This window comes from Geobacillus sp. CCR (assembly GCF_052906625.1).
In genome coordinates, this window is sequence record NZ_JBREBQ010000020.1 from 32,249 (window position 1) to 57,006 (window position 24,758).

The following is a 24,758-nucleotide window of genomic DNA, read 5'->3' on the forward strand; positions in this document are numbered from 1 at the left end:
TCCTTTGTCCAGCCGTCATATGAGTATAGCGAGAAACAAAGGAAGGGGGAAAAGACATGTTTGGCTATTCAATAGTGCAGTTAGCCCGCCGGCACGCGGGGCGGCTGGACCGTCCTCTCCGCCATGCGCTTGTCAATATGTACAAGCCGATGACACGCATGCCGTGCATTTTTCACCGCTGGATCGAGCGCTGGCTGCGGAAATGGCGGACGCTTTCCGTCTTGATTGAAGTCGAAAATGCTGAAGGGATGGAGGCAGTGGCCAAGGCGGAACGCGATCATTTCCGTATGAAAGTACGCCACCATTTTCGCCATGTTCCCTTCTACAGCGCACGGGTGACGCCGGCGGCGCTTGAGCAACTGCTTGAACATCCAAAAGTGAAGAAAGTGTATTTTAACCGTACGGTGAAAGCGTTATTAAACAACGCAGTGCCGTCGGCCAATGCGAAACGCGTGGCGGTCAACGGGACGGAGTTGAGTGGAAAGGGAGTGACGATCGCTATTGTCGACACGGGGATTTACCCGCACCCGGACTTGGAGGGGAGGATTGCTGCCTTTGTAGATTTCGTCAATGGGCGTACGACGCCATATGATGACAACGGACACGGTACGCACTGCGCTGGTGATGCCGCTGGGAACGGGCGCATGTCCGATGGGCTGTATGCTGGACCGGCGTACGAGGCAAACCTTATCGGCGTTAAGGTGCTCGACCGTTCAGGAAGCGGGACGCTGGAAACGATCATGCGCGGCATTGAATGGTGCATCGATTACAATGAAAGACATCCATCGAAACGAATCGATATTATTTCCTTATCGCTCGGAGGGGAGCCGCAACCGTTTCCGATAGAAAATGATGACCCACTCGTGCAAGTCGCGGAGCAGGCGTGGGAGCAGGGTATTGTCGTCTGTGCGGCGGCAGGGAATGAAGGGCCGAATTATGGGACGATTTCAAGCCCCGGCATTAGCGACCGCATCATTACCGTCGGTGCTCTTGACGATCATGATACGGCGACAACGCGCGCCGACGATGATGTGGCGTCGTTTTCAAGCCGAGGGCCGACGGAGTACGGGGTGACAAAACCGGATCTCGTCGTCCCAGGGGTCAACATTATTTCGCTTCGCGCCCCGCGTTCATTTCTTGACAAGATGAATAAGCAAAGCCGGGTCGGTGACCATTATATATCGATGTCCGGCACGTCGATGGCGACGCCGATTTGCGCCGGCATTGTCGCGTTGATGCTTCAGGCCAAACCAAATGCAACGCCGGATGAAATCAAGCGGGCGTTAAAAGACGGCGCCGATTTGTGGAAAGGGCGAGACCCGAACGTATATGGAGCAGGTTACGTGAATGGGAAACGGGCCATTGAGCAACTGCTGCAGCGCTAGAAAAAAAGAGGGAGGCGATCATTGATCGCTTCCCTCTTCACGGTTATTGTAATCATATTTTGACGGATCGACCGGCTTGAAGCCTTTCGGTGTATAGAACCGGAGCAAATCGCCATAGACGACTTTATCCGATAGGTCAAGCTTCGTACGGACGATTTGTTCGAGCCGCTGAATTTCCGGCGTGCTTTCAAGAGGTTCGCCTGTTTTCGTGTCATAGTACTTGCCGTTGACCGCTGTCACCTTCGGCGTGACAAAGTCGCCGTTGCGGAACGGAACGATTTCTTGATGTTCAGGTGACAGCAAATCCGTTCCAAAATGGACGTAATTTTTTGTATCAATGCCCAGCAGGTGCAAGACCGTCGGCAACAAATCGATTTGGCCGCCAAACTCGTGAATGACGCCGCCTTTTATGCCCGGCACGTGGATGAACAGCGGCACCCGTTGCAATTGCGCATGTTCATACGGCGTAATTTCTTTTCCTAAAATTTGCGCCATGGCTTTGTTATGATTTTCCGAAATGCCGTAATGGTCGCCGTACAAAATGATGACCGAGCGGTCGTACAGACCCGATTTTTTCAAGTAGTCAAAGAACTCTTTCACTGCTTCATCCAAATAGCGTGCCGTTTGGAAATAACGGTCGACCGAGCCGTCGCCTGTCGTCGCCGGCGGGATCGTCGCATCCTCCTCGCTGATCGGGTATGGGAAATGATTCGACAGCGTAATAAATTTCACATAGAACGGTTCTTTCAATGTTTCTAATAGCGGGATCGACTCCCGGAAGAACGGTTTATCTTTCAGACCGTAGTTCAAGACGTCCTCGTCGTTCATATCGTAGTAGCTGGCGTCAAAGAAATGGTCAAAGCCGAACGACTTGTAAATTTCATCGCGGTTCCAGAACGTTTTGTAGTTGCCGTGGAAGACGGCGCTTGTATAGCCGTATTGGTGCAAAATGGCCGGAGCCGCCTGATACGTGTTTTGTCCTTTCGTCGTAAAGACAGCGCCTTGCGGCAAGCCAAACAGCGAGTTTTCGAGCATAAACTCCGCATCCGACGTTTTCCCTTGTCCTGTTTGATGGAAGAAGTTATCGAAATAGAACGTGTTCGGATCGCGGGTGAGCGAGTTTAAGAACGGGGTGACTTCTTCACCGTTCAACTTATAGTTAATCACAAAGTTTTGCAGCGACTCTAAATGAATGTAAATGACGTTTTTCCCTTTCGCCACGCCGAAATATTTCGGGTTCGGTTTGGCATACGTCGCCTGCACATAGTTCAGCACAGTCGTGATGTCGCTTTTGTTTGCGAACGCCCGCTGCGTCGATGATTTCATGCTTTGGAACGCATCGTAAATCAAATAGTTGTACACGCCTAAATATTTGACGATATAGTTGCGGTCGAACGTTCTTGTCAAGAGCTGCGGGCGGTCGGTCTCAGCGAGCGCCAAGTTGATGCTGAACATCAGAATGGCCGAAGCGAAAATGGCGCCTTTTTTGAATCGGCCGGCCTGCACTTCCGGGAGCGAGAATCGCTTCGAGAAAACGATCACCGCCAAAATGATCGTATCCAAGAAATAGAACACGTCATACCAGCGGAGCAACTCCCAAATGCTTCTGCCGAGATCGCCGAAGTTTTTCGTTTGCGTCAACGTCGGGAATGTAATAAAATCGCTGAAAAAACGATAATAAACGATATTGGCGTATAGAATGAACGATAAAACGAAATTAATAATAATGAGCCATTTGTACACACGCGTTTCCTTGGCCAACAGCGCCAACCCAAGGAAGAATACCGCCGAGCTGATCGGGTTGATGAACAATAAAAACTCCTGCATGGAGTTGCTGATGCCAAGGTTAAATTCCGCTAAATAGGCGGCGTACGTCTTCAACCAAAATAAGAGCACGGCAAAAATAAAAAAGCCAATGTATTGGTTAGGGAGAGAACGACATTTTTTCAACCATTTTTCCCAAATTGCCTTCACGTCCTCTTCTCCTCCTTTGCCTCGTATTCTTAACGATGCTTCTATGTTTATATCAACAGCCGTTGCCCACAGCAACAAACGTTTTATTCTTACATGATTTTACATCGGAACGTCTCCATGTCAAGTAGCATAATACGTCTGTTGCCAAAAGTCAATGGAATGTTTTTATGGGACTGGTGCAAGCCCCCTTCCGCGCTTCAATGCCTGTGTGGTCCCAGTCGGACTGCCATTTGCCATTCATATAGACGAACGGAGACGGAAAAGGTTTCAATGCATCCACATTCTTGAAGTCGGTGGCCATGCCCTTTATCCATTTTATTATGCAGAAAGAATGTTATGATGAAAATGGTTTAGAGTACCCGAACAAGCTTGTTTTTGGTATATTTTTTCTATGCATCATCCACAACTATAAAGAGGCGATTATGTGAGCGAGGGGGAAGGGATGGGGCTTTGAATGCGAACCGTAAATTTTTCGATCCGCCGAAAGTATTAGTGTCCGGCTTTGCCTTGATTATTTTGGTTGGAGCTTTCTTGTTGATGCTGCCGACGGCGACCGTTGACGGAAAAGGACTTCCGTTTTTAGACGCCTTGTTTACGGCGACATCTGCTACGTGCGTGACCGGACTTGTTGTGGTTGATACGGGGACGACGTTCACGTTGTTCGGCCAGCTGGTCATTTTAGCGCTGATCCAAGTGGGCGGGCTTGGATTTATGACATTTGCTACGTTGTTTGCCTTTTTGCTCGGCAAGCGGATTTCCTTGAAAGAGCGGTTGTTGCTGCAAGAGGCGCTCAATCAGCTGAGCATCGAAGGGATTGTTCGGCTCGTGAAACGCATTCTCGTTTTTACCGTCGTCATTGAGGGCATCGGCGGATTGCTGTTGGCGATTCGTTTCTCGTTCGATATGCCGTTTTGGAAAGCCGTGTACTTTGGGTTCTTTCATGCGATTTCCAACTTTAACAACGCCGGCTTTGACTTGATGGGCGAGTTTCGCAGTTTGACCGGCTATGTGGAAGATCCGGTCGTCAGCCTTGTCGTGCCGATTTTAATTATACTGGGCGGCATCGGATTTATTGTCATGAATGAAGTGTATGAGTACCGGCAAACACGGCGGCTGTCTCTTCATACGAAGGTGGTGGTCATCACGACGGCATGGCTGGTGTTTGCCAGCATGGCGCTGATATTGCTGCTGGAGTGGAACAATCCGAAGACGATGGGGCCGCTGTCGCTCTCAGGCAAGTTTTTGTCCGCGTTTTACCAAGCGGTCACTCCGAGAACGGCGGGCTCGAATACGCTTAACATCCCGGATTTGACGCAACCGACGCTGTTTTTGATCGTTTTTCTCATGTTTGTCGGCGCTTCCCCGGGTTCGACGGGCGGAGGAATCAAAACAACGACATTTACGACCTTGCTCGGCGCGGTTTGGTCGCAAATCCGCGGGAAGGAAGACGTCATTTTGTTCCGAAAACGAATCGTCTACGATACGGTATACAAGTCGCTGACCGTGACGATGAGCGGATTGTTTGTCGTCATGCTTGTGACGATGGTGTTGACGATTACCGAAAAGGGAAAAGACTTTTTCATGATTTTATTCGAAGCGACATCGGCGTTTGGGACTGTTGGACTATCGATGGGATTAACCCCTGAATTGTCTCCGCTTGGAAAAGCGATCATTATTTTCACGATGTTTGCCGGCCGCGTAGGCCCGTTGACGATCGCTTATGCGGTCACGCTGCGCCGTCAGCCCGATCCGTTCCGCTATCCGAAAGGGAAAATGATGATTGGATGAGTGAAAAACAGAAAAATGTCGGGAGCGTGAGCGAAGGGAAAATAATAAAGAAAAAATAAGCCCAAAAGCCCAGAAACTCGCTGTTTTCCTCCTTTTTCAAGGTTGGCGGAGGGACAAGCAAAGGGGTAAGATATGGAAGCAAGAACAACTTGATACGATGCGCTGAATCCGGCATGGAGCGGGGGACCCGATTTGGCAGCGTCTGCTGTCTTGGGGTGAATCCGATCAGGAAGGGCATCTCCCCAAGCCCGAACCCGACAGCTAACCTCGCAAGCGCTTTGGGGAGGGACGAGTATGGTTTTGAACCAAACGTAGCCGTTGAGCGCGTCCTCAGCGGTTTTTTCTTTTTGAATCAACTCGAATATGCTTTGGGAGGAACGGAAGCATGGCTTCGTTAAAACGTTTGTTGATTGGGAAACCGATGGAAACGAAACAGTTGAAACATGAAAAATTGCCTAAGTGGAAGGCATTGGCCGTTTTTTCTTCCGATGCGCTGTCATCGGTGGCTTACGCGACGGAAGAAATTTTGCTTGTGCTTGCTTTATTAGGGACAAGCGTCTTTTTCTATTCGCTGCCGATCGCGGTGGCGATTTTAGTATTGCTTTTGTTAGTGACCTTGTCGTATCGGCAAATCATTTACGCGTTTCCGTCCGGCGGCGGGGCGTATGTCGTCGCCCGCGACCATTTGGGGACGAAAATTAGTTTAGTGGCCGGGGCGGCGCTGATGATCGATTATATTTTAACTGTCGCCGTCAGCATCAGCTCCGGCGTCGCCGCGCTGACATCGGCGTTTTCGGGGCTGCTGCCGTGGAAAGTGGAGCTCGCTGTCGCTCTTGTCTTGCTTTTAATGGTGCTCAATTTGCGGGGCATTACCGAATCCGCGACGGTTTTCGCCTATCCGACGTATGTGTTCATTGGCTTCGTTCTTGTGATGATCGCTGTCGGCGGGTGGCAGTTGTGGCATGAAGGATGGCATGGGTTTACGATGCATGAGCATGCGTCAACCGCTCACATGTTTGCGTCCGGTTACAGCTTGTTTATTTTGCTGCGCGCTTTTTCGTCGGGATGTTCGGCGATGACCGGGGTCGAAGCCATCAGCAACGGCGTGCCGGCGTTCCGGCCAGACAGTTCAAAAAACGCCGCCATTACGATGGGATGGATGTCCACATTGCTTGGCGTGATGTTTTTAGGCATCACCGTGTTGGCGGCGGGATTCGGCGTTACTCCGACCGAGCATCAAACGGTCATTTCGCAAATCGGACGCCATGTGTTTGGGAATGGTCTTTTGTTTTACTTGTTTCAGCTGGCGACGATGGTCATTTTAGTGCTCGCGGCGAATACGAGTTTTGCCGGGTTTCCGCAGTTGACGTCGATTATGGCGAAGGACGGTTTTTTGCCGAGAAGCTTGGCGGCCCGGGGCGATCGCCTTGTGTTTTCCAATGGCATTATATTGTTGAGCGTGCTGGCGATCGCATTGATCATCGCGTTTCATGCCAAAACCCATTCGCTCATCCCGCTTTATGCGGTTGGCGTCTTTCTTTCCTTTACGATCGGCCAGAGTGGGTTGATTAAAAAATTATGGAATCGGGAAGAAGGACGGAAATTCGGCGTGCTGCTCACCGTCGGAACGGGAGCGGTGGTCACCGGGATGGTCACGCTCGTCACGATGGTCGCCAAATTTACGCAAGGAGCCTGGATCGTTATCGTGGCGATTCCGTTGTTTGTCTGGATGTTCAGCCGAATTCATGAACATTACAAAAAACTTGGCGAGCAGCTGCGGCTTGACGAACGGGAGTGGCAACAGCGCGGGAAACTGTTGAAACCAAAAGTCATTATTCCCATTTCCGGCGTCAGCAAAGTGGTCGCCCAATCCGTTCAGTACGCTCGCAGCATTTCCGACGACATTACGGCACTGTCGATTATTTTCGACGAAAAAGACGAACAAAAGCTGCGGCAAAAGTGGGAGAAGTTTTATCCGGACATTCCGTTGGAAGTCATCTATTCACCGTACCGAACCATTTTGTCGCCATTGTTAGAATACATCACGAAAGCGGAAAAAGAAGCAGACCGCGCGCCGGTGACAGTACTCTTGCCACAATTTATTGTGAAAAAATGGTGGCATACGTTTTTGCATAACCAAACCGCAATCATTTTACGCTTTTTTCTGATTATGAAAAAAGATGTCGTTATTGCGACATTGCCGTATCATTTGCGGGAATAATGTCGAGAAAAGGGGAAACATTTCCCCGGAAATCGATGCGTGTCGAATGGCAAAAAAGTCCCCTCTCCGTACGAAATTGCATATCGTACCGCAGGGGGGATTCCTATGTGGTTATGGGTGTCCATGATTTTGCTCGCTTTCAGCGTGAGCATGGACAGCTTGAGCGTAGGCATTACGTATGGAATGGGTGGTGTCCGTTTTTCCTGCTTTTCGTTGGCGCTTATTGCATGCATGTCTGGAATGATGGTGTTTGTGTCTATGAACATCGGCCGTCTGTTGGCGCTTGTTTTGCCATTGCAAGTTGAGAGAGGGCTTGCTTCGGTCATTCTCATGGCGCTTGGCGGTTGGGCGATTTATAACGTCTATAAGCCAAAGGGAGACGGAAGCGATTCCTCTATGGAATGTGATGGAACAGGGGAGGCTAACCGATTCAGCGGCGCTGTTCAAGTATTGAAACGGCCTGAACTTGGGGATCTTGATCGTTCAGGCACGATCAGCCAAAAAGAAGCGTTGTTGATCGGGATCGCTTTGTCGATGGATTCATTTGGCGCCGGGATCAGTTCGTCGCTTTTGCATTTCCCGCCGCTTTCGTTTTCCCTGTTGGTTGGCGTATTTACTCTCATGTTCATCCGAGTCGGCTTATCGTTGGGGTACATGGTGTCGAAAACGGGAATCATGAAAAAGGCGACAATGCTGCCTGGGGTTGTGTTGATTGTCCTAGGGTTGATCAAATTATTTCGGTGACACCATGTTGGCGGCTTGTTCGTAATTCAAATGTGAAAATAGGTTGATGAAAAAGGAGAGAGGTCCGATGTGGAAAAAGTTTTTATCGAAATTCGGCATTGGCGCTGCCAAAGTGGATCTCGTGCTGCATCGCTCGCATGTACGCCTTGGTGAAACGTTGGAAGGGGAATTTTTGCTGGAAGGTGGTTCAGTCGCCCAACACATTCGGAACTTAGATATCGTATTGCAATTAGAAGTGCAAGCGGAAGGGAAGGCATATCGCAAAACCGCGGCGGTGATCCCGGTCGCGTCTTCGTTTACGATTCAGCCCGGTGAGCGGAAAGTGCTCCCGTTTTCGTACACACTGCCGCACCATTTGCCGATCAGCCGCCCCACGGTTCGTTATACGTTCGTCACCCGGCTCGATATTGCCGCTGGGGTGGATGCATATGACCAAGACGCCATTCACATTTTGCCGCCGACCGCCTTGGATCAAGTGTTTTCCGCTTTGGCCGCCCTGGGATTCCGGGAGAAAGCGACATCCGGAAGCATTACGCCGCATGGCCAGGAATTTGCGTTCTTCCCGACGAGCGAATTTCAAGGGATCGTCCAAGAAGTCGAGTTTTTTGCCCTCGTCGAGGGAGAAGGGGTGCGTTTGTATATGGAGATCGACGTCCGCCACGGCTTTGGCGGGGAACGCGAAATGAAACGGGAGCTGTTGATCACTCATGAACAGCTTCGCGATTCGGCGACGGCAGCCCGTCTGCTTCGAGAAGCCATTGAAGAGGCGGTGCGGGCGGCCGGGGCGTTCGGCCAGCTGAGCGGGCATCCATTGGCAACGCCGCATTCGCCAATCTATAGCCATCCAGTAGGCCATTATCCACCCGTCCATCATTCGCATCATGGCGGACACGGGTGGGCTGGTGCCATTGGTGGGTTTGCGGCCGGGATGCTGGCGGGAATGGTGGCGGAAGAGTTGCTTGACGATGTGATCGATGATGTCGCTGACGGGTTGGACGTGGATGATTGGTTTGATGGCGGCGATGGATTTGATGGGGGAGATTGGCTGTAATGATGATATGGAAGGTGCTTCGCATTTCGCGAAGCGCTTTTTTGCTGATGCGGATGTCTTGTACAACGGTGACCGTTTCTCCTTAGTGGGCATATACAATAAATGGAAAAATAAAACAAGGAGGAAACAAAATGAATGATACGTACGGTCATCGCCATTTGGCTTGGCATGAAACGTTGGAGTTGCATGAACTGATCGCTTTTCAAGCAAACGGGCTCATAAAAATGAAAAAGGCGGTCGGCAAAATCGACTGTCCTGAATTAAAAGGATTGTACCTTGAGACGATTCAAGGGCTGGAAACGAATTTGCGCGAGCTGCTTGCCTTCATTCCGGCGGCACCTATGATGGAAGAAAGCCGCGACCATGATGATGGCGACCGGGCCTTGCACGCTGGCGATTTGCTTGGCTTTTCAAAAACGGCAGTGCGTAATTATGCTGCTGCCATTACCGAGGCGGCGACGCCGGTGCTGCGCAAAACGTTTGTCAAACATCTGCTCAAAGCCATTGACACGCACGAAAAAGCGTTCAACTATATGTATGAACGCAGTTATTATCCAGCGTACGATCTTGTCCAGCTCCTTCACAACGACGTCCGCAACGCGCAAAAAGCGTTGTCGATGGGATATGAACGATAACAGAAACGAGCCGCTCCCGCCAAGTGGAGCGGCCTCTTTCATTGCGGCGGGGAGGAGCGGATGGACCGACGGCGAATACATAAAAGCGGAGAAACAGCTAAGCCTAATGGAGCTAGAAGAGAGGAAAGATCATAAACGAAGGAGGCGTCATCGGTGCGTTACTATATCGTTTTTGATATTGGCGGCACATATGTCAAACATGCCGTCATGAACGAGCATGGCGACTTTTTCGAAAAGGGGCGTTACCGTTCGGAGCGGCATGACTTTCATCAATTTCGCGATGACTTGCTTAACGCCGTCCGCCAGGCGCAGGCGAACTATGAACTTTCCGGCATCGCGATCAGTTCCGCAGGAAGCGTTGACAGCGATCTTGGCATCATCGGCGGAAGCAGCGCATTGCCGTGCATTCACGGCCCAAACTTTAAAGAAGTATTCGGCGGAGCGACGGGCCTGCCGGTGGAACTGGAAAATGACGCGAACTGCGCAGCGCTCGGTGAATTATGGAAAGGAGCGGGGCGGCACTGCCGCGACATCGCCTTTGTCATTGTCGGCACCGGCATTGGCGGGGCGATCGTGAAAGACGGACGCATCCATAAAGGGGCGCATTTGCACGGCGGGGAATTTGGCTATATGTTGATGGATGTCCGCTATGGGAACGGAAGGATCGAATGCAAAACATGGAGCGAACTGGCGGCGACAAGTGCGCTGATCCGGATGGCGGCTGAGGAAAAGGGGATGCCGGAGAGGGAGCTGGACGGAGAAAAAGTATTTGCGTTGGCCGAGAGAGGCGATGAAGCCGCGCAAAAGGCCATTGACCGGTTTTATTTTTCATTGGCCCAAGGGATTTTTAACTTGCAGTACGCATACGACCCGGAAAAAATCATTTTGGGCGGGGCCATTAGCAGCCGCCCCGATTTCGTCGACGAAATCAACAAGCGGCTTTCGGTGTTATTGTCGCTCGTTCCAATTGCCAAAGTCCAGCCGGTGGTGGAGACGTGCCAATTCAAAAACGATGCGAACTTGCTCGGCGCTTTGTATCATTACTTAGAGCGGCGCGGGGAGTTAGGGGAAGCGTCCGGCCCGTCCCATTGACTAGCAACAGGAAGTCGATGATTCTGTCTCGAAAACAAGGTCGCTGCCTAGAAAAAGCGCGGGTAGTACAAGACAAAGATTTGTAGTACAATAGAGCAGGCGCGGCCAAAAGCGGAGTGTTATTCCACCCGCTTGGCCCATATGTATAGAAAGGACGACCCCGCGCAGAAAGGATGGAAGGACATGCACTGGATGGAATTATGGAAGGCGATCATTTTAGGGATGGTCGAAGGGCTGACCGAGTTCGCCCCTGTTTCCTCGACCGGCCATATGATTATTGTCGACGATCTTTGGCTGAAATCCACAGAGTTTTTAGGCAAGTACGCGGCGAATACATTTAAAGTCGTCATTCAGCTCGGCTCGATTTTAGCCGCTGTGGTCGTGTTTAAAGACCGATTTCTCGACTTGCTTGGCGTTCGCGGCCGCCATCCGGGCGGACATCCGCGCCTTAACCTCATTCACGTCATCATTGGCCTGCTGCCGGCTGGGGTGCTCGGCGTCTTGTTTGAAGATTACATCGATGAACATTTGTTTTCGACAAAAACGGTGCTGATCGGCCTTGTGCTCGGCGCGTTGTTGATGATCGCCGCCGACAAATTCGCCAAAAAAGCCGCGCGGACGCAGACGGTCGACCAAATTACGTACAAGCAGGCGTTTTTTGTTGGTTTGATGCAATGTTTATCCTTGTGGCCCGGCTTTTCCCGCTCCGGCTCGACGATCTCTGGCGGGGTGCTTGTCGGCATGAGCCATCGCGCCGCCGCCGATTTCACGTTCATTATGGCTGTTCCGATCATGGCTGGGGCGAGCGGGCTGTCGCTGTTGAAAAACTGGCAATATGTCACCGCCGCCGATATCCCGTTTTTCATCGCCGGTTTTTTTAGCGCCTTTGTCTTCGCCTTGCTCGCGATCCGCTTTTTCCTTGAGCTCATCAACCGCATCCGCCTCGTGCCGTTTGCGGTGTATCGGATCGTGCTGGCCGTTGTCATTTATTTCTTATACTTCTAGTCGTGCCGCCTGGCGGGGTTGTTCCGCCGGGCGGTTTTCTGGTTGGGGGAAGGAAATGGAAAGAGAAAAAATTTGAATAAAAATAACCCGTAGTGCTAGCTGAGTGCTAAGACTGAGCCAGCATCACAATTCCAGTACAACATCATGAAGATATCGATCTCTTGTGCGACCATGTGTTCCGTATCAACCGTTATCGGCTTGAGCCGGTGTAAAGGAGAAGGCTCGTTGTGTGGTGATGAAAACAAAACGAGGCGATGCCGAAAAACGGCCGTGGTTGGCCGCATCGGGCATCGCCTGTTTTTACAAACGGGCGGTGTCTTGAATGATTGCAAGCAGCGTTTGCAGCGGATCGCTCGCGCCGGCTTTCTCCATGTTTTTTTGGTAGCGGTCTTTGTTTTCATATAGGCGGTGAATGGCGGCTTGCAGCGATTCGTTCGTTAAATCCTCTTCCATCAGCACTTCCGCATAGCCTGCTTTTTCAAACGAACGAGCGTTTGCAATTTGGTCGCCGCGGCTTGCCGCTTTCGAGAGCGGGATGAGCAGCATCGGCTTGCGCAAGGAGAGCAGTTCGAAAATGGCGTTCGCCCCGGCGCGGGAGACGACGATGTCGGCCAAGGCGAGTAAGTGGGGCAGCTCTTCATTGACGTATTCGAACTGTTTGTATCCTTTTTGGCCTGCGAGGCTCGGGTCGATGTTTCCTTTGCCGCAAATGTGGATGATGTCAAATTCGGCAAGAAGCGTCGATAGGTTGGCGCGCAAGGCGTCGTTAATTTTTTTCGAGCCTAAGCTGCCGCCCATCGCCAGCAAGACCGGTTTTTTTCCGTCGAACTGGCACATCTTCCTCCCTTGTTCGGCGTTGCCATCCTTCAACTCTTCGCGGACGACGGCGCCGACGTAGACGGCTTTATCGGCATTGACGTATTGCTTCGTTTCCGGGAAGGTGAGGCAGATTTTTGTCGCAAACGGCATAGCGATTTTGTTCGCAAGCCCCGGGGTTAAGTCAGATTCATGGATCACCGACGGCACACCGTTCAGCCAAGCGCCGAGAATGACGGGAACGGAGACGAATCCGCCTTTTGAGAAGACGACGTCCGGTTTTTCTTTTTGGATCAGGCGGTACGCCTGCCAAACGCCTTTCAGCACGTTGAATGGATCTTTAAAGTTTTTCCAGTCAAAATAGCGGCGCAGTTTTCCGGTCGAAACCGAATAGTACGGGACGCCGTCGATGCGGCCGATAATCTCCCGTTCAATCCCTTGATGAGATCCGATGTAAACGATATCCCATCCCAGCTCTTTCAATTTCGGGATGAGGGCGACGTTGACCATCACGTGGCCGGCTGTGCCGCCGCCGGTTAAGATGATTTTTTTTCGCAATGCGGATCACCTGTCTTTTTTTAATCGCTCGTGTATCGTTATGTATTATAGCAGATTCCACCTAGCTTCGGGAGGAAACCAAGCGGTGGCGTTTTTCGTATAGTAAGAAAACTGGACGGTCTGCATGAAATTTTCATGATTTTCTTTTCGATTTCTCATTTGTTTGTTATATGATAAAACATCTGCAGCGTGATGATCTCGAATACAGAAAGTTCATTTTTCTATTTTCAGAGAGAAGAAATATTGGTAAAGTACAATCAAGAGGTGAATGCCATGTGGGTTTGGCTGTTCGTTTGTTTCATTGTGGGAATTGCCATTTATGGCATTGTACCGACGATCATCATTCGCAAAAAGCGGGTGCGTTTGTTTCGGGAGGGGACGGCATCCGATTGTCTGGCGCTGACGTTTGATGACGGCCCCGACCCGTATTATACGCCAAAGTTGCTTGATTTATTAAAGAAATATGGCGTGAAGGCGACGTTTTTCGTTGTCGGCCGCAAAGTCGAGCGCTATCCGGATATTGTGCGGCGGATGGCCGAAGAAGGCCATGAAATTGGGATTCATAATTACCGCCACATCAGCAATTGGCTGTTGCCGCCGCTTTGGTTGGATTGGGGGGTGCGCCGCGCCGCCGCGGCGATTGAGCGGGCGACGGGCCAACGCCCGGTGTATTACCGCCCGCCGTGGGGGCATTTTAACGCTTGGACGCCGATCGTGCAAAAGCGGTATACAACGGTGTTATGGTCGCATATTCTTGGCGATTGGAACGAAAAAATTGGTACAATGGAATTGTTCCGCCGCTTGCGTTCGTCCATACGCGGCGGGGCGGTGATTGTGCTTCATGACAATGGGGATGCGTTAGGTGCTGACAAACGCGCGCCAGAGCAAATGTTGTCAGCGCTCGAGCTGCTGTTTAAGGATGAAGCAGCGAAAAAGATGCGTTGGGTGACGATTACGGAACTGAGAAATGTGCAAACTAATACACAAATCTCGGCGATGTAGCGGGGGAGCTATGGATACAAGCGTATGGTTGCCGTATGTCCAGTCATATGGATATGTGATGCTGTTTTTATTTTTGTTTTGCGGCATTGTCGGCATTCCGGCGCCGGAGGAAAGCTTGCTCTTTTTGGTCGGCGTGATGGTTGCCAAGGAGCAGTTGCTGCTTGGACCGTCGCTCGCTTCATGCTGGGGCGGGGCGATGGCCGGCATGGTGACGGCATACGGCGCCGGCCGGTGGTGGGGGGCGCCGTTTGTGCAAAAGTACGGCAAGTGCGTCGGAATTACGGCTGAACGTTGGGAGCGGGCTCGCCGCTGGTTTGGCCGCTATGGCAAATGGGGGATTTTGTTCGGCTGCTATGCTCCCGGGGTGCGGCAAATTTGCCCGTATATGGCGGGAGTGAGCCGGTTTCCGTTCGGGCCGTTTTTGTTGCTGTCGGCGCTTGGAACGGCAGGTTGGGCAGTTCCGTTGACCGCGGCGGGGCTTTGGCTCGGCCAGCGCATCCATATCCCCCTGATTTCTTTTCCGCTTGCCGGTTTGGCGTTGTTTTTGCTTTTTTTGCTTGCGGCATGGGTTGGGCAGCGGAGGCGCAAAAAATCTTTCGAAAGCTAAAGGGTGCGATCGATGATGAAAGTATTGTTTTTGCCGCTGTTTCAAATGAATACGGGACACCATAAAGTAGCCGATACGTTGATGGATTTTTTGCGCCGCCAGTTTCCGGCGGTCGAAAGCAAAAAGATCGATTTTTTGAGCTATTGCAATGAACTGATGGAAAAAATGGTGTCAGAGGCCTACTTGCGCTGGATTCGCTCGCATCCTGCTTCGTACCACCGTGTGTACAAAACGCTGATGTACCAAGAGCCGCCCCGGTTTGAGTTCATTTCGTTTGAGCCATGGCTGCCTTATTTTGAAAGCAAAATGAAAAAGATGGTGGAAGAAGAACGGCCGGATTTAATCGTCTGCACCCATTCGTTTCCGTCGCGCATTTTGCAGCGGCTGAAGCGAAAACGGGTGCTGACGGTTCCAGTTGTCAATGTCTACACCGACTTTTTTATGAACAGCATCTGGGGGAAACGGTTTATTGACTATCATTTTGTTCCCCATCAAGAGGCGAAATGGGAGCTGATCACGAAGTACGGGGTTGACAAAGGACGCATCATCGTCACTGGCATCCCAGTGCACGATGTGTTTATGAATCGGTCGGAAGCGAGACGCAAGCGGCAGCCTGCTCATGTGCTTGTCGCCGGTGGAAACCAAGGGCTTGGCAATATGCTGGCGTTTTTGCGGGCGGCCCGCACGTCAACGTTGTTCCGCTATTCGGTGCTGTGCGGCGCCAATCGCCAGCTGTACGAGGAAATCGCCAGCTGGCAGCTGCCTCATATCCGGCCGCTTCCATACATCGCTGACCCGGAAGAGATGAATCGGCTGTATGAAGAGGCGGATGCCGTCATTACGAAACCAGGCGGGGTGACGGTCAGCGAGTTGCTTCATAAGCGCATTCCGATTTTTACGATCGATTGCTTGCCTGGGCAGGAGCGCATCAATTTGCAATATTTACAGCAAAATGGTCTCATTTATCATTTGGTCGGGCCAGAAAGCGGCGAGCAGCACATGCTTCGCCTGTTGATGGATGACGTGGAGAAAAACCGGCTTTTCCGCCGTGTGTCCGATTATTTTGCCGGCGTGGAAAAAACGGGGCAAGAAGCGCTCGCCGAAGTGGTAGCGGCCATGCCGCAACGCATGGCTTGGCGCGTGTTGCATCCGTAGCGACAGAAGGTGTCCCAAAACGGTCGGGGCACCTTTTCTTATTCCTGTATATACGTGTAAAACAAATGCTGGAAAACGATATGTTGTGCTTTGTTGAAAGAAGAATCACCTTTTTAGACACCCTCACTTTTTTGTTCCTAATCGCTTATGGGGGGTGGCGAAACAACCTGCATCGTACATATAAAATATCAGACCGTTGGGCGCGAAACGTGTTACAATAGGAACGATGGCCAAGGAAAGAGGAGGAACGATGATGAAAACGAAAGTTGGCGTGTTATACGGCGGCAAATCACCGGAGCACCAAGTATCGTTGTCGACGGCGATGGCGGTGATGAACGCCATTGATCCTCATAAATTCGATGTCATTCCGATTTATATTACACCGGAAGGTCAATGGATCAAGGGCGAACAGTTGACCGGACCGATCGAGGAAATCAAGCAGCTGCAATTCACTTCGGCGGCGACCGCCTTGATTCCGGTTTCCTTGAACCAAGTTCCGGCTGCCGATTCGGCTGCGGGAGGAAACGAGGAAACGATCGATGTCATTTTCCCGCTTTTGCATGGGCCGAACGGCGAAGACGGAACGGTGCAAGGGTTGCTTGAGATATTGAACATTCCGTATGTCGGCAACGGGGTGCTTGCTTCCGCGGTCGGCATGGATAAGGTGATGATGAAAAACTTGTTTGCGCAGGCCGGGTTGCGCCAAGCAAAATATATCGCCGTGACGAAGTACGATTGGCAAAAAAGAGGCGAGACGGTGTATGACCGGATCGAACGAGAGCTTGGCTACCCGTGCTTTGTCAAGCCAGCCAACGCCGGTTCGAGCGTCGGCATTTCCAAATGCAAGCAGCGCGGCGATTTAAAAGCCGCATTTATCGAGGCATTTCAGTATGACCGAAAAATTATTATTGAAGAGGCGATTGTCGGCCGCGAAATTGAAATCGGCGTGATCGGAAATGATGAGCCGATTTGTTCGGTCGTTGGCGAAATTGTTCCCAAAAAGGAATTTTACGACTATGAAGCGAAATACGAAGACGGGCAAACCGAATTGATCATCCCAGCGGACGTAACGAAAGAACAGTATGAGACGATCAAACAAATGGCCATTACGGCGTTTCAGGCGCTGGATTTGTCTGGACTTGCGCGCGTCGATTTTTTCCTCGCCGAAGATGGCGCTGTTTATATCAACGAAGTGAACACGATGCCAGGCTTTACGCCATACAGCATGTTCCCGCTTCTTTGGCAGCACAGCGGTGTGCCGTACCCAGAGCTGATTGAACGGCTTATCGCGCTCGCATTGGAACGACATCAAGAAAAGCAGACGATCACGTACACGTTCAAAAAAGAAAAGAGGTGAGAGCCGATGATCAAACGGACAGTGCGGCAAATCGCCGAAATGGCTGACGGACAGTGTTTAAAGCCGGAATGGGAGAATATGGTCGTAAGCGGTGTGTCAACCGACACAAGGACGATCCAAGCCGGCAACTTGTACGTTCCGTTGCGCGGTGCGACCTTTAACGGCCACGATTTCGTGCAAGAAGCGGTGCAAAAAGGAGCCGCCGCCGTACTGTGGGCGGAAAGGGAAGGAACGCCGCCGGAAGGTGTGCCAGTGGTCGTTGTGGATGATACGCTTTTGGCATTGCAGCGGCTCGCCGCCCGCTACCGTGAGCAGCTTGGACTGAAGGTGATCGGCGTCACTGGCAGCAACGGCAAAACGACGACGAAAGATATGATTGCCGCGCTGCTGGCGACCAACTACCGCGTGCAAAAAACAGAAGGGAACTTCAACAACCATATCGGTGTGCCGTTGACGCTTCTTTCGCTTGACGAAGGGACGGAGATGGCCGTTGTCGAAATGGGGATGAGCGGGTTTGGCGAAATCGAGCGGCTGACCATGATCGCCCGTCCGGACGCAGCGGTCATCACGAATATCGGAGAAGCACACTTGCAGGAGCTCGGGTCGCGGGAAGGCATCGCCAAGGCGAAGTTGGAAATTTTGGCGGGTTTGCACCATGATGGTTTATTCGTCTACCACGGCGATGAGCCGCTCTTGACGGAGCGCGTGCCGAAGTTGCCGCTTCCCCGCCATGTCGTGACGTTCGGGGCGGGCGAACAGAACGATTACTATCCGACCGATGTGCGCATTGAAGCGGGAGGAACATCGTTTGTCATCAATGCGCTCCCCGGCCGGACGCTGTTTATGCCGGTATTAGGCAAGCATCATGTGTACAACGCGCTCGCCGCCATTGCGGTCGCCCGCTTTTTCGGCATCGATTGGGAAGGCATTGATGCGTCTCTCTCCCGCCTGCAAGTGACGCGCATGCGTACGGAAGTCGTCAAGACGAAATATGGCTTTACCGTCATTAATGACGCCTACAATGCTAGCCCGACATCGATGCGCGCCGCCTTGACGCTGCTTGGGGAATTAGGCGGCTACCGGCAAAAAATCGCCGTATTGGGCGATATGTTGGAGCTTGGTGACGAAGAAGTGGCGTTTCATCGAGAGATCGGGGAGGTGTTGCGGCCGGGAATGGTGGACTATGTGTTCACTTACGGGCCGCTGGCGCACCATATCGCCGCGGCGGCTGCCCCATTTTTTGATGATGGGCGGGTGAGGGAGTTCGACGATAAAGCAGCGTTGGCCGAGGCCGTGCGTTCCGTCGCGACTTCGGATGACATTGTTTTATTGAAAGCATCGCGCGGCATGAAATTGGAAGAGTTGCTTCGATATTGGGTGTAACATCAAGCAACCCGAGAGAAACTAAAAGCGGCGTCACAGGCGCCGCTTTTCATTCGGGCGGGGGTGGAAATGATGATCGGCTGTTTATGTATTCACGGGTTTACGGGAAGTCCAGAAGAAGTGGCGCCGCTGGCCGATTATTTGCGGGAGCGGACCGATTGGATGATCGAAACGCCGACCTTGCCGGGCCACGGAAGCGAACTGCGGCTGAAAGGAATTGCATACGACCAATGGATCGCGGCGGCGGAACAAGCGTTTTTAGCGCTCCATCGCCGTTGCAGTGTGGTGTATGTCATTGGGTTTTCAATGGGTGGAGTGATCGCCGTCTACTTGGCGGAAAAATACCCGGTCGCCAAACTCGTGCTGCTAAGCGCTGCGTTTTACTATGTCAACCCGCGCCAATTATGGCGCGACATCCGTGAAATGTTTGCCAACGGCTGGCGCGGAGCGCGGGAGCACCCGCTGTTTCTCCGCTATCGAAACAAAATGATGGCGACCCCGTTTTCCGCTGTCAGAGAGTTTCGCAAGCTCGTCCGCCATGTGCGGCCCCGCCTCCCGCATGTTGCGGCGCCTGTGCTCATTGTCCAGGGGGAAAAAGATGGGATCGTGCCGTTAAAAAGCGCCTGCTATTTATATGAACGCATGGGGTCTTCAGAAAAAAAGCTGTTGCTTTTGCCCAATTCGTTCCATCATGTTTGTCATAGCATCGATCGGCACGTTCTGTTTGCTGAGGTGGAAACATTTTTGCGCGCTGCCCATGCCCATCATTGCAAATCACCGCATAACATGGTATGATAACTGTCAAACCTTTCTCTCGGATAAAGGGACGATTTTTTATAAGGAGTTTGGATAACATTGACGACATTTCAAGAATTAGGATTAAGCCAAGAAGTGATGAAAGCGATCGAGCGGATGGGGTTTGAAGAGACGACTCCGATTCAAGCGAAGACGATTCCGCTCAGTCTGCAAAATAAAGACGTAATCGGTCAAGCGCAAACCGGAACGGGGAAAACGGCGGCGTTTGGCATTCCGATCGTTGAGAAAGTGAATGTGAAAAACAGCGCTGTTCAAGCGCTCGTTGTCGCGCCGACGCGTGAGCTCGCCATCCAAGTATCAGAAGAGCTGTACAAAATCGGCGCCGTCAAGCGCGTGCGCGTCTTGCCGATTTACGGCGGTCAAGATATCGACCGGCAAATCCGCGCTTTGAAAAAACATCCGCACGTGATCGTCGGGACGCCGGGCCGTATTATCGACCATATCAACCGCGGGACGCTCCGCCTTGAGCATGTGCATACGGTCGTTCTCGATGAGGCGGATGAAATGCTCAATATGGGCTTTATCGAAGATATTGAGGCGATTTTAAGCCATGTGCCGGCCGAGCGGCAGACGTTGCTGTTCTCGGCGACGATGCCGGATCCGATTCGCCGCATTGCCGAGCGCTTCATGAACGAGCCGGAACTTGTCAAAGTGAAGGCAAAGGAAATGACCGTGCCGAACATTCAACAGTACTACTTAGAAGTGCACGAGAAAAAGAAATTTGACATTTTGACGCGGCTTCTTGATATTCAGGCGCCGGAGCTCGCGATCGTGTTCGGCCGCACGAAGCGTCGTGTCGATGAGCTGGCAGAGGCGCTCAACTTGCGAGGCTATGCAGCGGAAGGCATTCACGGTGATTTAAGCCAAGCGAAACGGCTGTCGGTGCTGCGCAAGTTTAAGGAAGGTGCGATTGAAATTTTAGTGGCGACGGATGTTGCGGCGCGCGGCTTGGATATTTCCGGCGTAACGCACGTGTACAACTTTGATATTCCGCAAGACCCGGAAAGCTATGTCCACCGGATTGGGCGCACCGGGCGCGCCGGCAAGACAGGGGTGGCGATGACGTTTGTCACTCCAAGGGAGATCGGCCAGCTTCACCATATTGAGCGGACGACGAAGCGGAAAATGGAGCGGATGAAGCCGCCGACACTTGATGAGGCGCTCGAAGGCCAACAGCGTATCGCTATCGAAAAGCTTCTCAACGTCGTGGAGACCGAAAACCTGTCATTTTACAAACGGGCAGCGGAAGAATTGCTTGAAGAGCACGATTCGGTAACGATTGTCGCTGCCTGCTTGAAAATGTTGACGCGCGAGCCGGATACGACGCCGGTGCAATTGACGGAAGAGCCGCCTTTAGCGGTCAAGCGGGAGAAAAAACGGGGCGGCCGCCCGGACGGCTCAGCCCGCAGCCGGACGAAGAAACGGCGGATTACGGCGCATTAAGCGCCGTTTTTTCATAGCCGAGGCATGTAAAACGACGGCCGCTTGGGGCGGATGGACAAAAAGGGGGCAAGCAGGCCGCCGACGGCGAAGCCAAATAGATGGGCCAATAAATTCCCATGTGGTGTCATGATGCCAATCAGCAAATGAACCGCCATGACCGAAAGCAGCAGCTGGGCGTGGCGGGGGGCGACTAAGTCGCGGCGGAATAGGGCGAGGTAGCTGTACATGCCAAACAAGGCGAAAATGGCGCCCGACGCCCCGACATGGGTGTACAGCGGCGGCAGAAGGAATAAAGTGGCGACATTGGCGCCGATTCCGCCTCCGATATACAGAAACAAAAACTTTCTTTTCCCAAGTGCGCGCTCCAGCCAGGGGCCAAACAGCCATAAGGACAAACTGTTGGCGGCCATATGGTGGAAATCGCGATGCAGCACGATTGGGCTGACAAGCCGCCAGCACTCTCCATGGCGGATCGCGCCGTTCGTCCCGACGGCGTATTGCCAAATGGGTTCAAGCGCTGTCAAGGGAAGAGAAAACAACAGCCATGCGGCGATATGGACCAATAATAAGGCGGCAACGACGGGATAAAGGCGGACAAATGAGCGGACATCGCTTGCATGTTGAAACACGGGTTGGTCTCCCTTCTTCGCGGAAATGGGGCGTTTTTTATAAGCCATCTTATGCGGGTCTCTCATAAAAAATTTGTCCGACCATCAGGGCGGATAGGATAGGTGAGGAAGCAGTGATCGTCGGCATTGGCATTGATATTGTAGAGTTGGAACGGATCCGCTCCCTTCTTGAGCGGAGCCGCAAATTTCCAGAGCGAATTTTGACGCCGCGTGAAAAAGCGCAGTTTGGCGAGTTGCCGCCCGCAAGACAGGCAGAGTTTCTCGCCGGGCGATTTGCGGCTAAAGAAGCGTACGCCAAAGCGCTCGGAACGGGGATCGGGCGGCATCTATCGTTTCAAGACATCGAGATCGTTTCCGATGAGCACGGAAAGCCGAGCATTGCTGCCCGCCGCGATGGCGAGACGGTTCATCTGTCCATTTCCCATAGCCGCGATTACGCCGTCGCCCAAGTCGTCATTGAGCGCCTTGGACCGATGACGCCGGCTGATGCTTGCCATGGCTAGTCTGCATATTCCCGAAAGTTGTCTCATATATTGTAGTGCATGGGTAGAAATCGATATATGAGGCAAAGGGGTTGAAGCGATGGGCAGAAACGTGCTGATGGCGTTGGTCGGCATCATTTTTCTGTTTGCTTTGGCTGGCTGCGGGTCGAAATCGCAGGAAGAGGTGCTGAAGGCGCTTGATGAAAAGGTCGATGAGATGACGGGTTATCAGGCTGAGGCGAAAATGACGTTCCGCACCGGTGAGAAGCCGCAAGTGTATCATGTTGAAGTGTGGCACAAGCAGCCGTCCTACTACCGCGTCAGCTTGAAAAACGCCGACAAAGGACAAAGCCAAATGATTTTGCGCAATGACGAAGGGGTGTTCGTCTTCACGCCGGCGCTCAACAAAACCTTCAAGTTTGTGAGCGATTGGCCGAAAAACAGCAGCCAAGCGTATTTGTACGAATCGCTCGTCAAAGACATTTTGAGCGATTCGAAGGCGAAGTTTAAGGCGACGGACGATTACTATGTGTTTGAGACGAAAACGAACTACCCGAACAGCGAAGTCATTCCAACCCAAGAGATTACACTGCGCAAAAAAGATTTGGCGCCCGTCTCGGTCAAAGTGATGGATACGGACCGGAAAGCGCTGTTGACGGTCGAGTTTTCCAACGTCGAGTTTAACAAAAAGTTTGATGATGACGCGTTTGATACAAAGAAAAACATGACTGGCGCCCGTCTTGAGGTGCCAACGATGGCCGAAGGAAAAGAGCAAGTGATGGCCGTCATGTACCCGAGTCAGCTTCCGAAAGGGGTTCAAGCGCTCGAGGAAAAAGAAGTGAAAGGTGAAAACGGCACGCGCGTCATTATGACATTCGGCGGCAAAAAATCGTTTACGCTCGTGCAAGAAAAAGCGGATGTGCTTCCGGCGACAAGCATGCCAGTTCTTGTCAACGGCGACCCGGTTGATTTAGGATTCACCATTGGCGCCCTCACCGACCGAACGTTGACATGGTGGTACAATGGGGCGGAGTTTACGCTCGCCTCGGACGATTTGACGCCGGAAGAAATGGTGATGGTCGCCAGCTCAGTGCAAGAAAAAGCGGCAAAATGACAGTGCGGTTTTGCAAACAGGCGGCTTTCCGCGTTGAAGCGGAGAAGCTGCTTTTTGTTTTTGTGCAGAAGCAGTGAAGGCAGGACAGTGGACGAATCGTTGCGATCTCCAATGTTTTCCGCCGTTTTTCTCATTTTTCCGCCGCTCATCCTATTCCTTCTTCCCTAGGAACATGGTAAACTAAAAAAGGAATCCAATCGATTCAAGCGCTTTCAAACTGGCTATGACTAGAAAGGCAGCGAGAGAGGATGGACGAGTTTCACCGCGATACGTGGGTGGAAATTGATTTGGACGCCATTTACGACAACGTCGCGAATTTGCGCCGCTTTTTGCCGGAGGGTACGCAAATTATGGCCGTTGTCAAGGCGAACGCCTACGGGCACGGCGATGCCCAAGTGGCGGCAACGGCGCTCGAAGCGGGCGCTTCCCGCTTGGCCGTCGCCTTTTTGGACGAGGCGCTTGCCTTACGAAAAAAAGGCATCGATGCCCCGATTTTAGTGCTTGGGGCGTCTCGTCCCGAGGATGTGGCGTTGGCCGCCGAACACCGCATCGCCTTAACCGTGTTTCGCTCTGATTGGCTCGAGAAGGCGTCATCGCTATATAACGGTTCGACCCCGATTCATTTCCATTTAAAGATGGACACGGGAATGGGACGGCTTGGGGTTAAAGACGAAGAGGAGACAAAGCGAATAGCGGCCTTGATCGATCGCCATCCGCCCTTTGTGCTTGAAGGGGTGTATACGCATTTTGCGACCGCTGATGAAGTGAATACGGATTACTTTTCTTATCAATACGCCCGCTTTTTGCATATGCTTGACTGGCTGCCGTCGCGGCCGCCGCTCGTTCATTGCGCCAACAGCGCGGCGGCCCTTCGTTTTTCCGATCGAGCGTTCAACATGGTTCGCTTTGGCATTTCGATGTACGGGCTCGCCCCATCGCCGGACATCAAGCCGCTCCTCCCATACGAATTGAAAGAGGCGTTTTCGCTCCATAGCCGCCTTGTACACGTCAAAAAACTGCAACCAGGCGAAAAGGTGAGCTACGGTGCGACGTACACCGCGCAGACGGAAGAGTGGATCGGCACGATTCCAATCGGTTATGCGGACGGCTGGCTGCGCCGCCTGCAGCACTTTCATGTGCTTGTTGGCGGGCAGCGGGCGCCGATCGTCGGCCGTATCTGCATGGATCAATGCATGATCCGCCTGCCGGAGCCGCTGCCTGTCGGGACGAAGGTGACATTAATTGGCCGCCAAGGGGACGAAGTCATTTCCATCGATGATGTCGCCCGCCATTTGGGCACAATCAATTATGAAGTGCCGTGCACGATCGGCTACCGGGTGCCCCGTATTTTTTTCCGAAATAAGCGTATAATGGAAGTGAGAAACGCCGTTGGTCGCGGATGAAGCGATGCATAATCTGCTTCGGAAGACAAAGGATAGAAAATGGAGAAATGACTTTGCAGCGCCGTTGTTTAATGGTATCATGAAGTGGAAGCAATCAA

22 protein-coding genes and 1 riboswitch are annotated in these 24,758 nt (G+C 52.2%); of the genes, 19 read left to right on the forward strand and 3 right to left on the reverse strand.

All coding sequences use genetic code 11. The annotated features are described in order from the left end of the window. Nucleotides 1–56 precede the first annotated feature (56 nt). Nucleotides 57–1,385: a S8 family serine peptidase gene (locus tag ACVBDQ_RS11415; RefSeq protein WP_011229720.1), complete on the forward strand. Its 1,329-nt coding sequence runs from the start codon at nucleotides 57–59 to the stop codon at nucleotides 1,383–1,385. Between the two features lie 18 nt (nucleotides 1,386–1,403). Here ACVBDQ_RS11415 and ACVBDQ_RS11420 read toward each other — a convergent pair whose 3' ends face one another. Continuing rightward, a complete protein-coding gene (locus ACVBDQ_RS11420) occupies nucleotides 1,404–3,359 on the reverse strand; it encodes an LTA synthase family protein (protein ID WP_021322035.1) in 1,956 nt (651 codons plus the stop codon). A gap of 450 nt (nucleotides 3,360–3,809) precedes the next feature. On the opposite strand from ACVBDQ_RS11420, the gene ACVBDQ_RS11425 reads away from it, so the two are divergent. The 8 genes from ACVBDQ_RS11425 (at nucleotide 3,810) to ACVBDQ_RS11460 (ending at nucleotide 11,895) form a co-directional block, all read left to right on the forward strand. Beyond that, nucleotides 3,810–5,147 carry a TrkH family potassium uptake protein gene (locus ACVBDQ_RS11425; protein WP_013522785.1) on the forward strand — a complete coding sequence of 446 codons (1,338 nt, stop codon included), beginning with the start codon at nucleotides 3,810–3,812 and terminating at the stop codon, nucleotides 5,145–5,147. 150 nt (nucleotides 5,148–5,297) lie between these two features. Further along, nucleotides 5,298–5,438: riboswitch (cyclic di-AMP (ydaO/yuaA leader) on the forward strand. A gap of 94 nt (nucleotides 5,439–5,532) precedes the next feature. Next, nucleotides 5,533–7,368: an APC family permease gene (locus tag ACVBDQ_RS11430; RefSeq protein WP_446663230.1), complete on the forward strand. Its 1,836-nt coding sequence runs from the start codon at nucleotides 5,533–5,535 to the stop codon at nucleotides 7,366–7,368. A 105-nt stretch (nucleotides 7,369–7,473) separates the two neighbouring features. After that, nucleotides 7,474–8,112, forward strand: coding sequence for a sporulation membrane protein YtaF (gene ytaF, locus ACVBDQ_RS11435; RefSeq protein ID WP_011229724.1), 639 nt, complete (start codon nucleotides 7,474–7,476; stop codon nucleotides 8,110–8,112). A gap of 67 nt (nucleotides 8,113–8,179) precedes the next feature. Next, the gene (locus tag ACVBDQ_RS11440; protein ID WP_446663231.1) at nucleotides 8,180–9,163 is read left to right on the forward strand and encodes a sporulation protein; all 984 of its coding nucleotides are present in this window, start codon (nucleotides 8,180–8,182) and stop codon (nucleotides 9,161–9,163) included. Further along, complete coding sequence (locus ACVBDQ_RS11445; protein WP_156100176.1) at nucleotides 9,126–9,302, forward strand: hypothetical protein; 177 nt, start codon at nucleotides 9,126–9,128, stop codon at nucleotides 9,300–9,302. Before ACVBDQ_RS11440 ends, ACVBDQ_RS11445 begins: the two co-directional genes overlap by 38 nt. Further along, entirely contained in the window at nucleotides 9,295–9,798 is a 504-nt protein-coding gene (locus tag ACVBDQ_RS11450; protein ID WP_011229726.1) for a spore coat protein, read from the forward strand. The genes ACVBDQ_RS11445 and ACVBDQ_RS11450 overlap by 8 nt, the downstream gene beginning before the upstream one ends. 153 nt (nucleotides 9,799–9,951) lie before the next feature. Further along, nucleotides 9,952–10,890, forward strand: a complete 939-nt coding sequence (locus ACVBDQ_RS11455; protein WP_011229727.1) for an ROK family protein — start codon at nucleotides 9,952–9,954, stop codon at nucleotides 10,888–10,890. A gap of 183 nt (nucleotides 10,891–11,073) precedes the next feature. Beyond that, nucleotides 11,074–11,895, forward strand: a complete 822-nt coding sequence (locus ACVBDQ_RS11460) for an undecaprenyl-diphosphate phosphatase (protein ID WP_013144033.1) — start codon at nucleotides 11,074–11,076, stop codon at nucleotides 11,893–11,895. A gap of 300 nt (nucleotides 11,896–12,195) precedes the next feature. On the opposite strand, the gene ACVBDQ_RS11465 is transcribed toward ACVBDQ_RS11460, so the two are convergent. Next, on the reverse strand, nucleotides 12,196–13,269 hold the full coding sequence (locus ACVBDQ_RS11465) for an undecaprenyldiphospho-muramoylpentapeptide beta-N-acetylglucosaminyltransferase (protein ID WP_023633371.1): 1,074 nt from the start codon (nucleotides 13,267–13,269) through the stop codon (nucleotides 12,196–12,198). 273 nt (nucleotides 13,270–13,542) lie between these two features. Between ACVBDQ_RS11465 and ACVBDQ_RS11470 the strand changes: the two genes are divergently transcribed. The 7 genes from ACVBDQ_RS11470 (at nucleotide 13,543) to ACVBDQ_RS11500 (ending at nucleotide 21,032) form a co-directional block, all read left to right on the forward strand. Then, the gene (locus ACVBDQ_RS11470) at nucleotides 13,543–14,271 is read left to right on the forward strand and encodes a polysaccharide deacetylase family protein (protein ID WP_144329877.1); all 729 of its coding nucleotides are present in this window, start codon (nucleotides 13,543–13,545) and stop codon (nucleotides 14,269–14,271) included. A 10-nt stretch (nucleotides 14,272–14,281) separates the two neighbouring features. Beyond that, entirely contained in the window at nucleotides 14,282–14,878 is a 597-nt protein-coding gene (locus ACVBDQ_RS11475; protein WP_013522795.1) for a DedA family protein, read from the forward strand. A 12-nt stretch (nucleotides 14,879–14,890) separates the two neighbouring features. Continuing rightward, complete coding sequence (locus ACVBDQ_RS11480; protein ID WP_014194677.1) at nucleotides 14,891–16,033, forward strand: MGDG synthase family glycosyltransferase; 1,143 nt, start codon at nucleotides 14,891–14,893, stop codon at nucleotides 16,031–16,033. A 253-nt stretch (nucleotides 16,034–16,286) separates the two neighbouring features. Next, the gene (locus ACVBDQ_RS11485) at nucleotides 16,287–17,390 is read left to right on the forward strand and encodes a D-alanine--D-alanine ligase (RefSeq protein ID WP_033024531.1); all 1,104 of its coding nucleotides are present in this window, start codon (nucleotides 16,287–16,289) and stop codon (nucleotides 17,388–17,390) included. Between the two features lie 6 nt (nucleotides 17,391–17,396). Next, the gene (locus ACVBDQ_RS11490) at nucleotides 17,397–18,773 is read left to right on the forward strand and encodes a UDP-N-acetylmuramoyl-tripeptide--D-alanyl-D-alanine ligase (RefSeq protein WP_446663232.1); all 1,377 of its coding nucleotides are present in this window, start codon (nucleotides 17,397–17,399) and stop codon (nucleotides 18,771–18,773) included. A gap of 72 nt (nucleotides 18,774–18,845) precedes the next feature. Next, nucleotides 18,846–19,568 carry an alpha/beta hydrolase gene (locus tag ACVBDQ_RS11495; protein ID WP_446663233.1) on the forward strand — a complete coding sequence of 241 codons (723 nt, stop codon included), beginning with the start codon at nucleotides 18,846–18,848 and terminating at the stop codon, nucleotides 19,566–19,568. Between the two features lie 99 nt (nucleotides 19,569–19,667). Further along, entirely contained in the window at nucleotides 19,668–21,032 is a 1,365-nt protein-coding gene (locus tag ACVBDQ_RS11500) for a DEAD/DEAH box helicase (protein ID WP_394606843.1), read from the forward strand. 11 nt (nucleotides 21,033–21,043) lie between these two features. Here the strand turns inward: ACVBDQ_RS11500 and ACVBDQ_RS11505 are convergent, their stop codons facing one another. After that, nucleotides 21,044–21,661 (reverse strand): rhomboid family intramembrane serine protease, encoded by a 618-nt coding sequence (locus tag ACVBDQ_RS11505; RefSeq protein WP_014194682.1) that lies wholly within the window; start codon nucleotides 21,659–21,661, stop codon nucleotides 21,044–21,046. Between the two features lie 113 nt (nucleotides 21,662–21,774). Here ACVBDQ_RS11505 and acpS point away from each other — a divergent pair, with 113 nt between their 5' ends. From acpS to alr, 3 genes are all read left to right on the forward strand, one after another. Then, nucleotides 21,775–22,164, forward strand: a complete 390-nt coding sequence (gene acpS / locus ACVBDQ_RS11510) for a holo-ACP synthase (RefSeq protein ID WP_011229738.1) — start codon at nucleotides 21,775–21,777, stop codon at nucleotides 22,162–22,164. A gap of 79 nt (nucleotides 22,165–22,243) precedes the next feature. Next, complete coding sequence (locus ACVBDQ_RS11515; RefSeq protein ID WP_014194683.1) at nucleotides 22,244–23,257, forward strand: LolA family protein; 1,014 nt, start codon at nucleotides 22,244–22,246, stop codon at nucleotides 23,255–23,257. Between the two features lie 248 nt (nucleotides 23,258–23,505). Beyond that, nucleotides 23,506–24,660 (forward strand): alanine racemase, encoded by a 1,155-nt coding sequence (gene alr, locus ACVBDQ_RS11520; protein ID WP_011229741.1) that lies wholly within the window; start codon nucleotides 23,506–23,508, stop codon nucleotides 24,658–24,660. Nucleotides 24,661–24,758 lie beyond the last annotated feature (98 nt).

Excerpts from the sequence above, each read along its gene's own strand:
- ACVBDQ_RS11415 (WP_011229720.1), top strand. The coding sequence starts at position 57 with ATGTTTGGCTATTCAATAGTGCAGTTAGCCCGCCGGCACGCGGGGCGG.
- ACVBDQ_RS11430 (WP_446663230.1), top strand. The coding sequence starts at position 5,533 with ATGGCTTCGTTAAAACGTTTGTTGATTGGGAAACCGATGGAAACGAAA.
- ytaF (WP_011229724.1), top strand. The coding sequence starts at position 7,474 with ATGTGGTTATGGGTGTCCATGATTTTGCTCGCTTTCAGCGTGAGCATG.
- ACVBDQ_RS11440 (WP_446663231.1), top strand. The coding sequence starts at position 8,180 with ATGTGGAAAAAGTTTTTATCGAAATTCGGCATTGGCGCTGCCAAAGTG.
- ACVBDQ_RS11445 (WP_156100176.1), top strand. The coding sequence starts at position 9,126 with ATGGCGGCGATGGATTTGATGGGGGAGATTGGCTGTAATGATGATATG.
- ACVBDQ_RS11450 (WP_011229726.1), top strand. The coding sequence starts at position 9,295 with ATGAATGATACGTACGGTCATCGCCATTTGGCTTGGCATGAAACGTTG.
- ACVBDQ_RS11460 (WP_013144033.1), top strand. The coding sequence starts at position 11,074 with ATGCACTGGATGGAATTATGGAAGGCGATCATTTTAGGGATGGTCGAA.
- ACVBDQ_RS11470 (WP_144329877.1), top strand. The coding sequence starts at position 13,543 with ATGTGGGTTTGGCTGTTCGTTTGTTTCATTGTGGGAATTGCCATTTAT.
- ACVBDQ_RS11475 (WP_013522795.1), top strand. The coding sequence starts at position 14,282 with ATGGATACAAGCGTATGGTTGCCGTATGTCCAGTCATATGGATATGTG.
- ACVBDQ_RS11480 (WP_014194677.1), top strand. The coding sequence starts at position 14,891 with ATGATGAAAGTATTGTTTTTGCCGCTGTTTCAAATGAATACGGGACAC.
- ACVBDQ_RS11485 (WP_033024531.1), top strand. The coding sequence starts at position 16,287 with ATGAAAACGAAAGTTGGCGTGTTATACGGCGGCAAATCACCGGAGCAC.
- ACVBDQ_RS11490 (WP_446663232.1), top strand. The coding sequence starts at position 17,397 with ATGATCAAACGGACAGTGCGGCAAATCGCCGAAATGGCTGACGGACAG.
- ACVBDQ_RS11495 (WP_446663233.1), top strand. The coding sequence starts at position 18,846 with ATGATCGGCTGTTTATGTATTCACGGGTTTACGGGAAGTCCAGAAGAA.
- ACVBDQ_RS11500 (WP_394606843.1), top strand. The coding sequence starts at position 19,668 with ATGAAAGCGATCGAGCGGATGGGGTTTGAAGAGACGACTCCGATTCAA.
- ACVBDQ_RS11515 (WP_014194683.1), top strand. The coding sequence starts at position 22,244 with ATGGGCAGAAACGTGCTGATGGCGTTGGTCGGCATCATTTTTCTGTTT.
- alr (WP_011229741.1), top strand. The coding sequence starts at position 23,506 with ATGGACGAGTTTCACCGCGATACGTGGGTGGAAATTGATTTGGACGCC.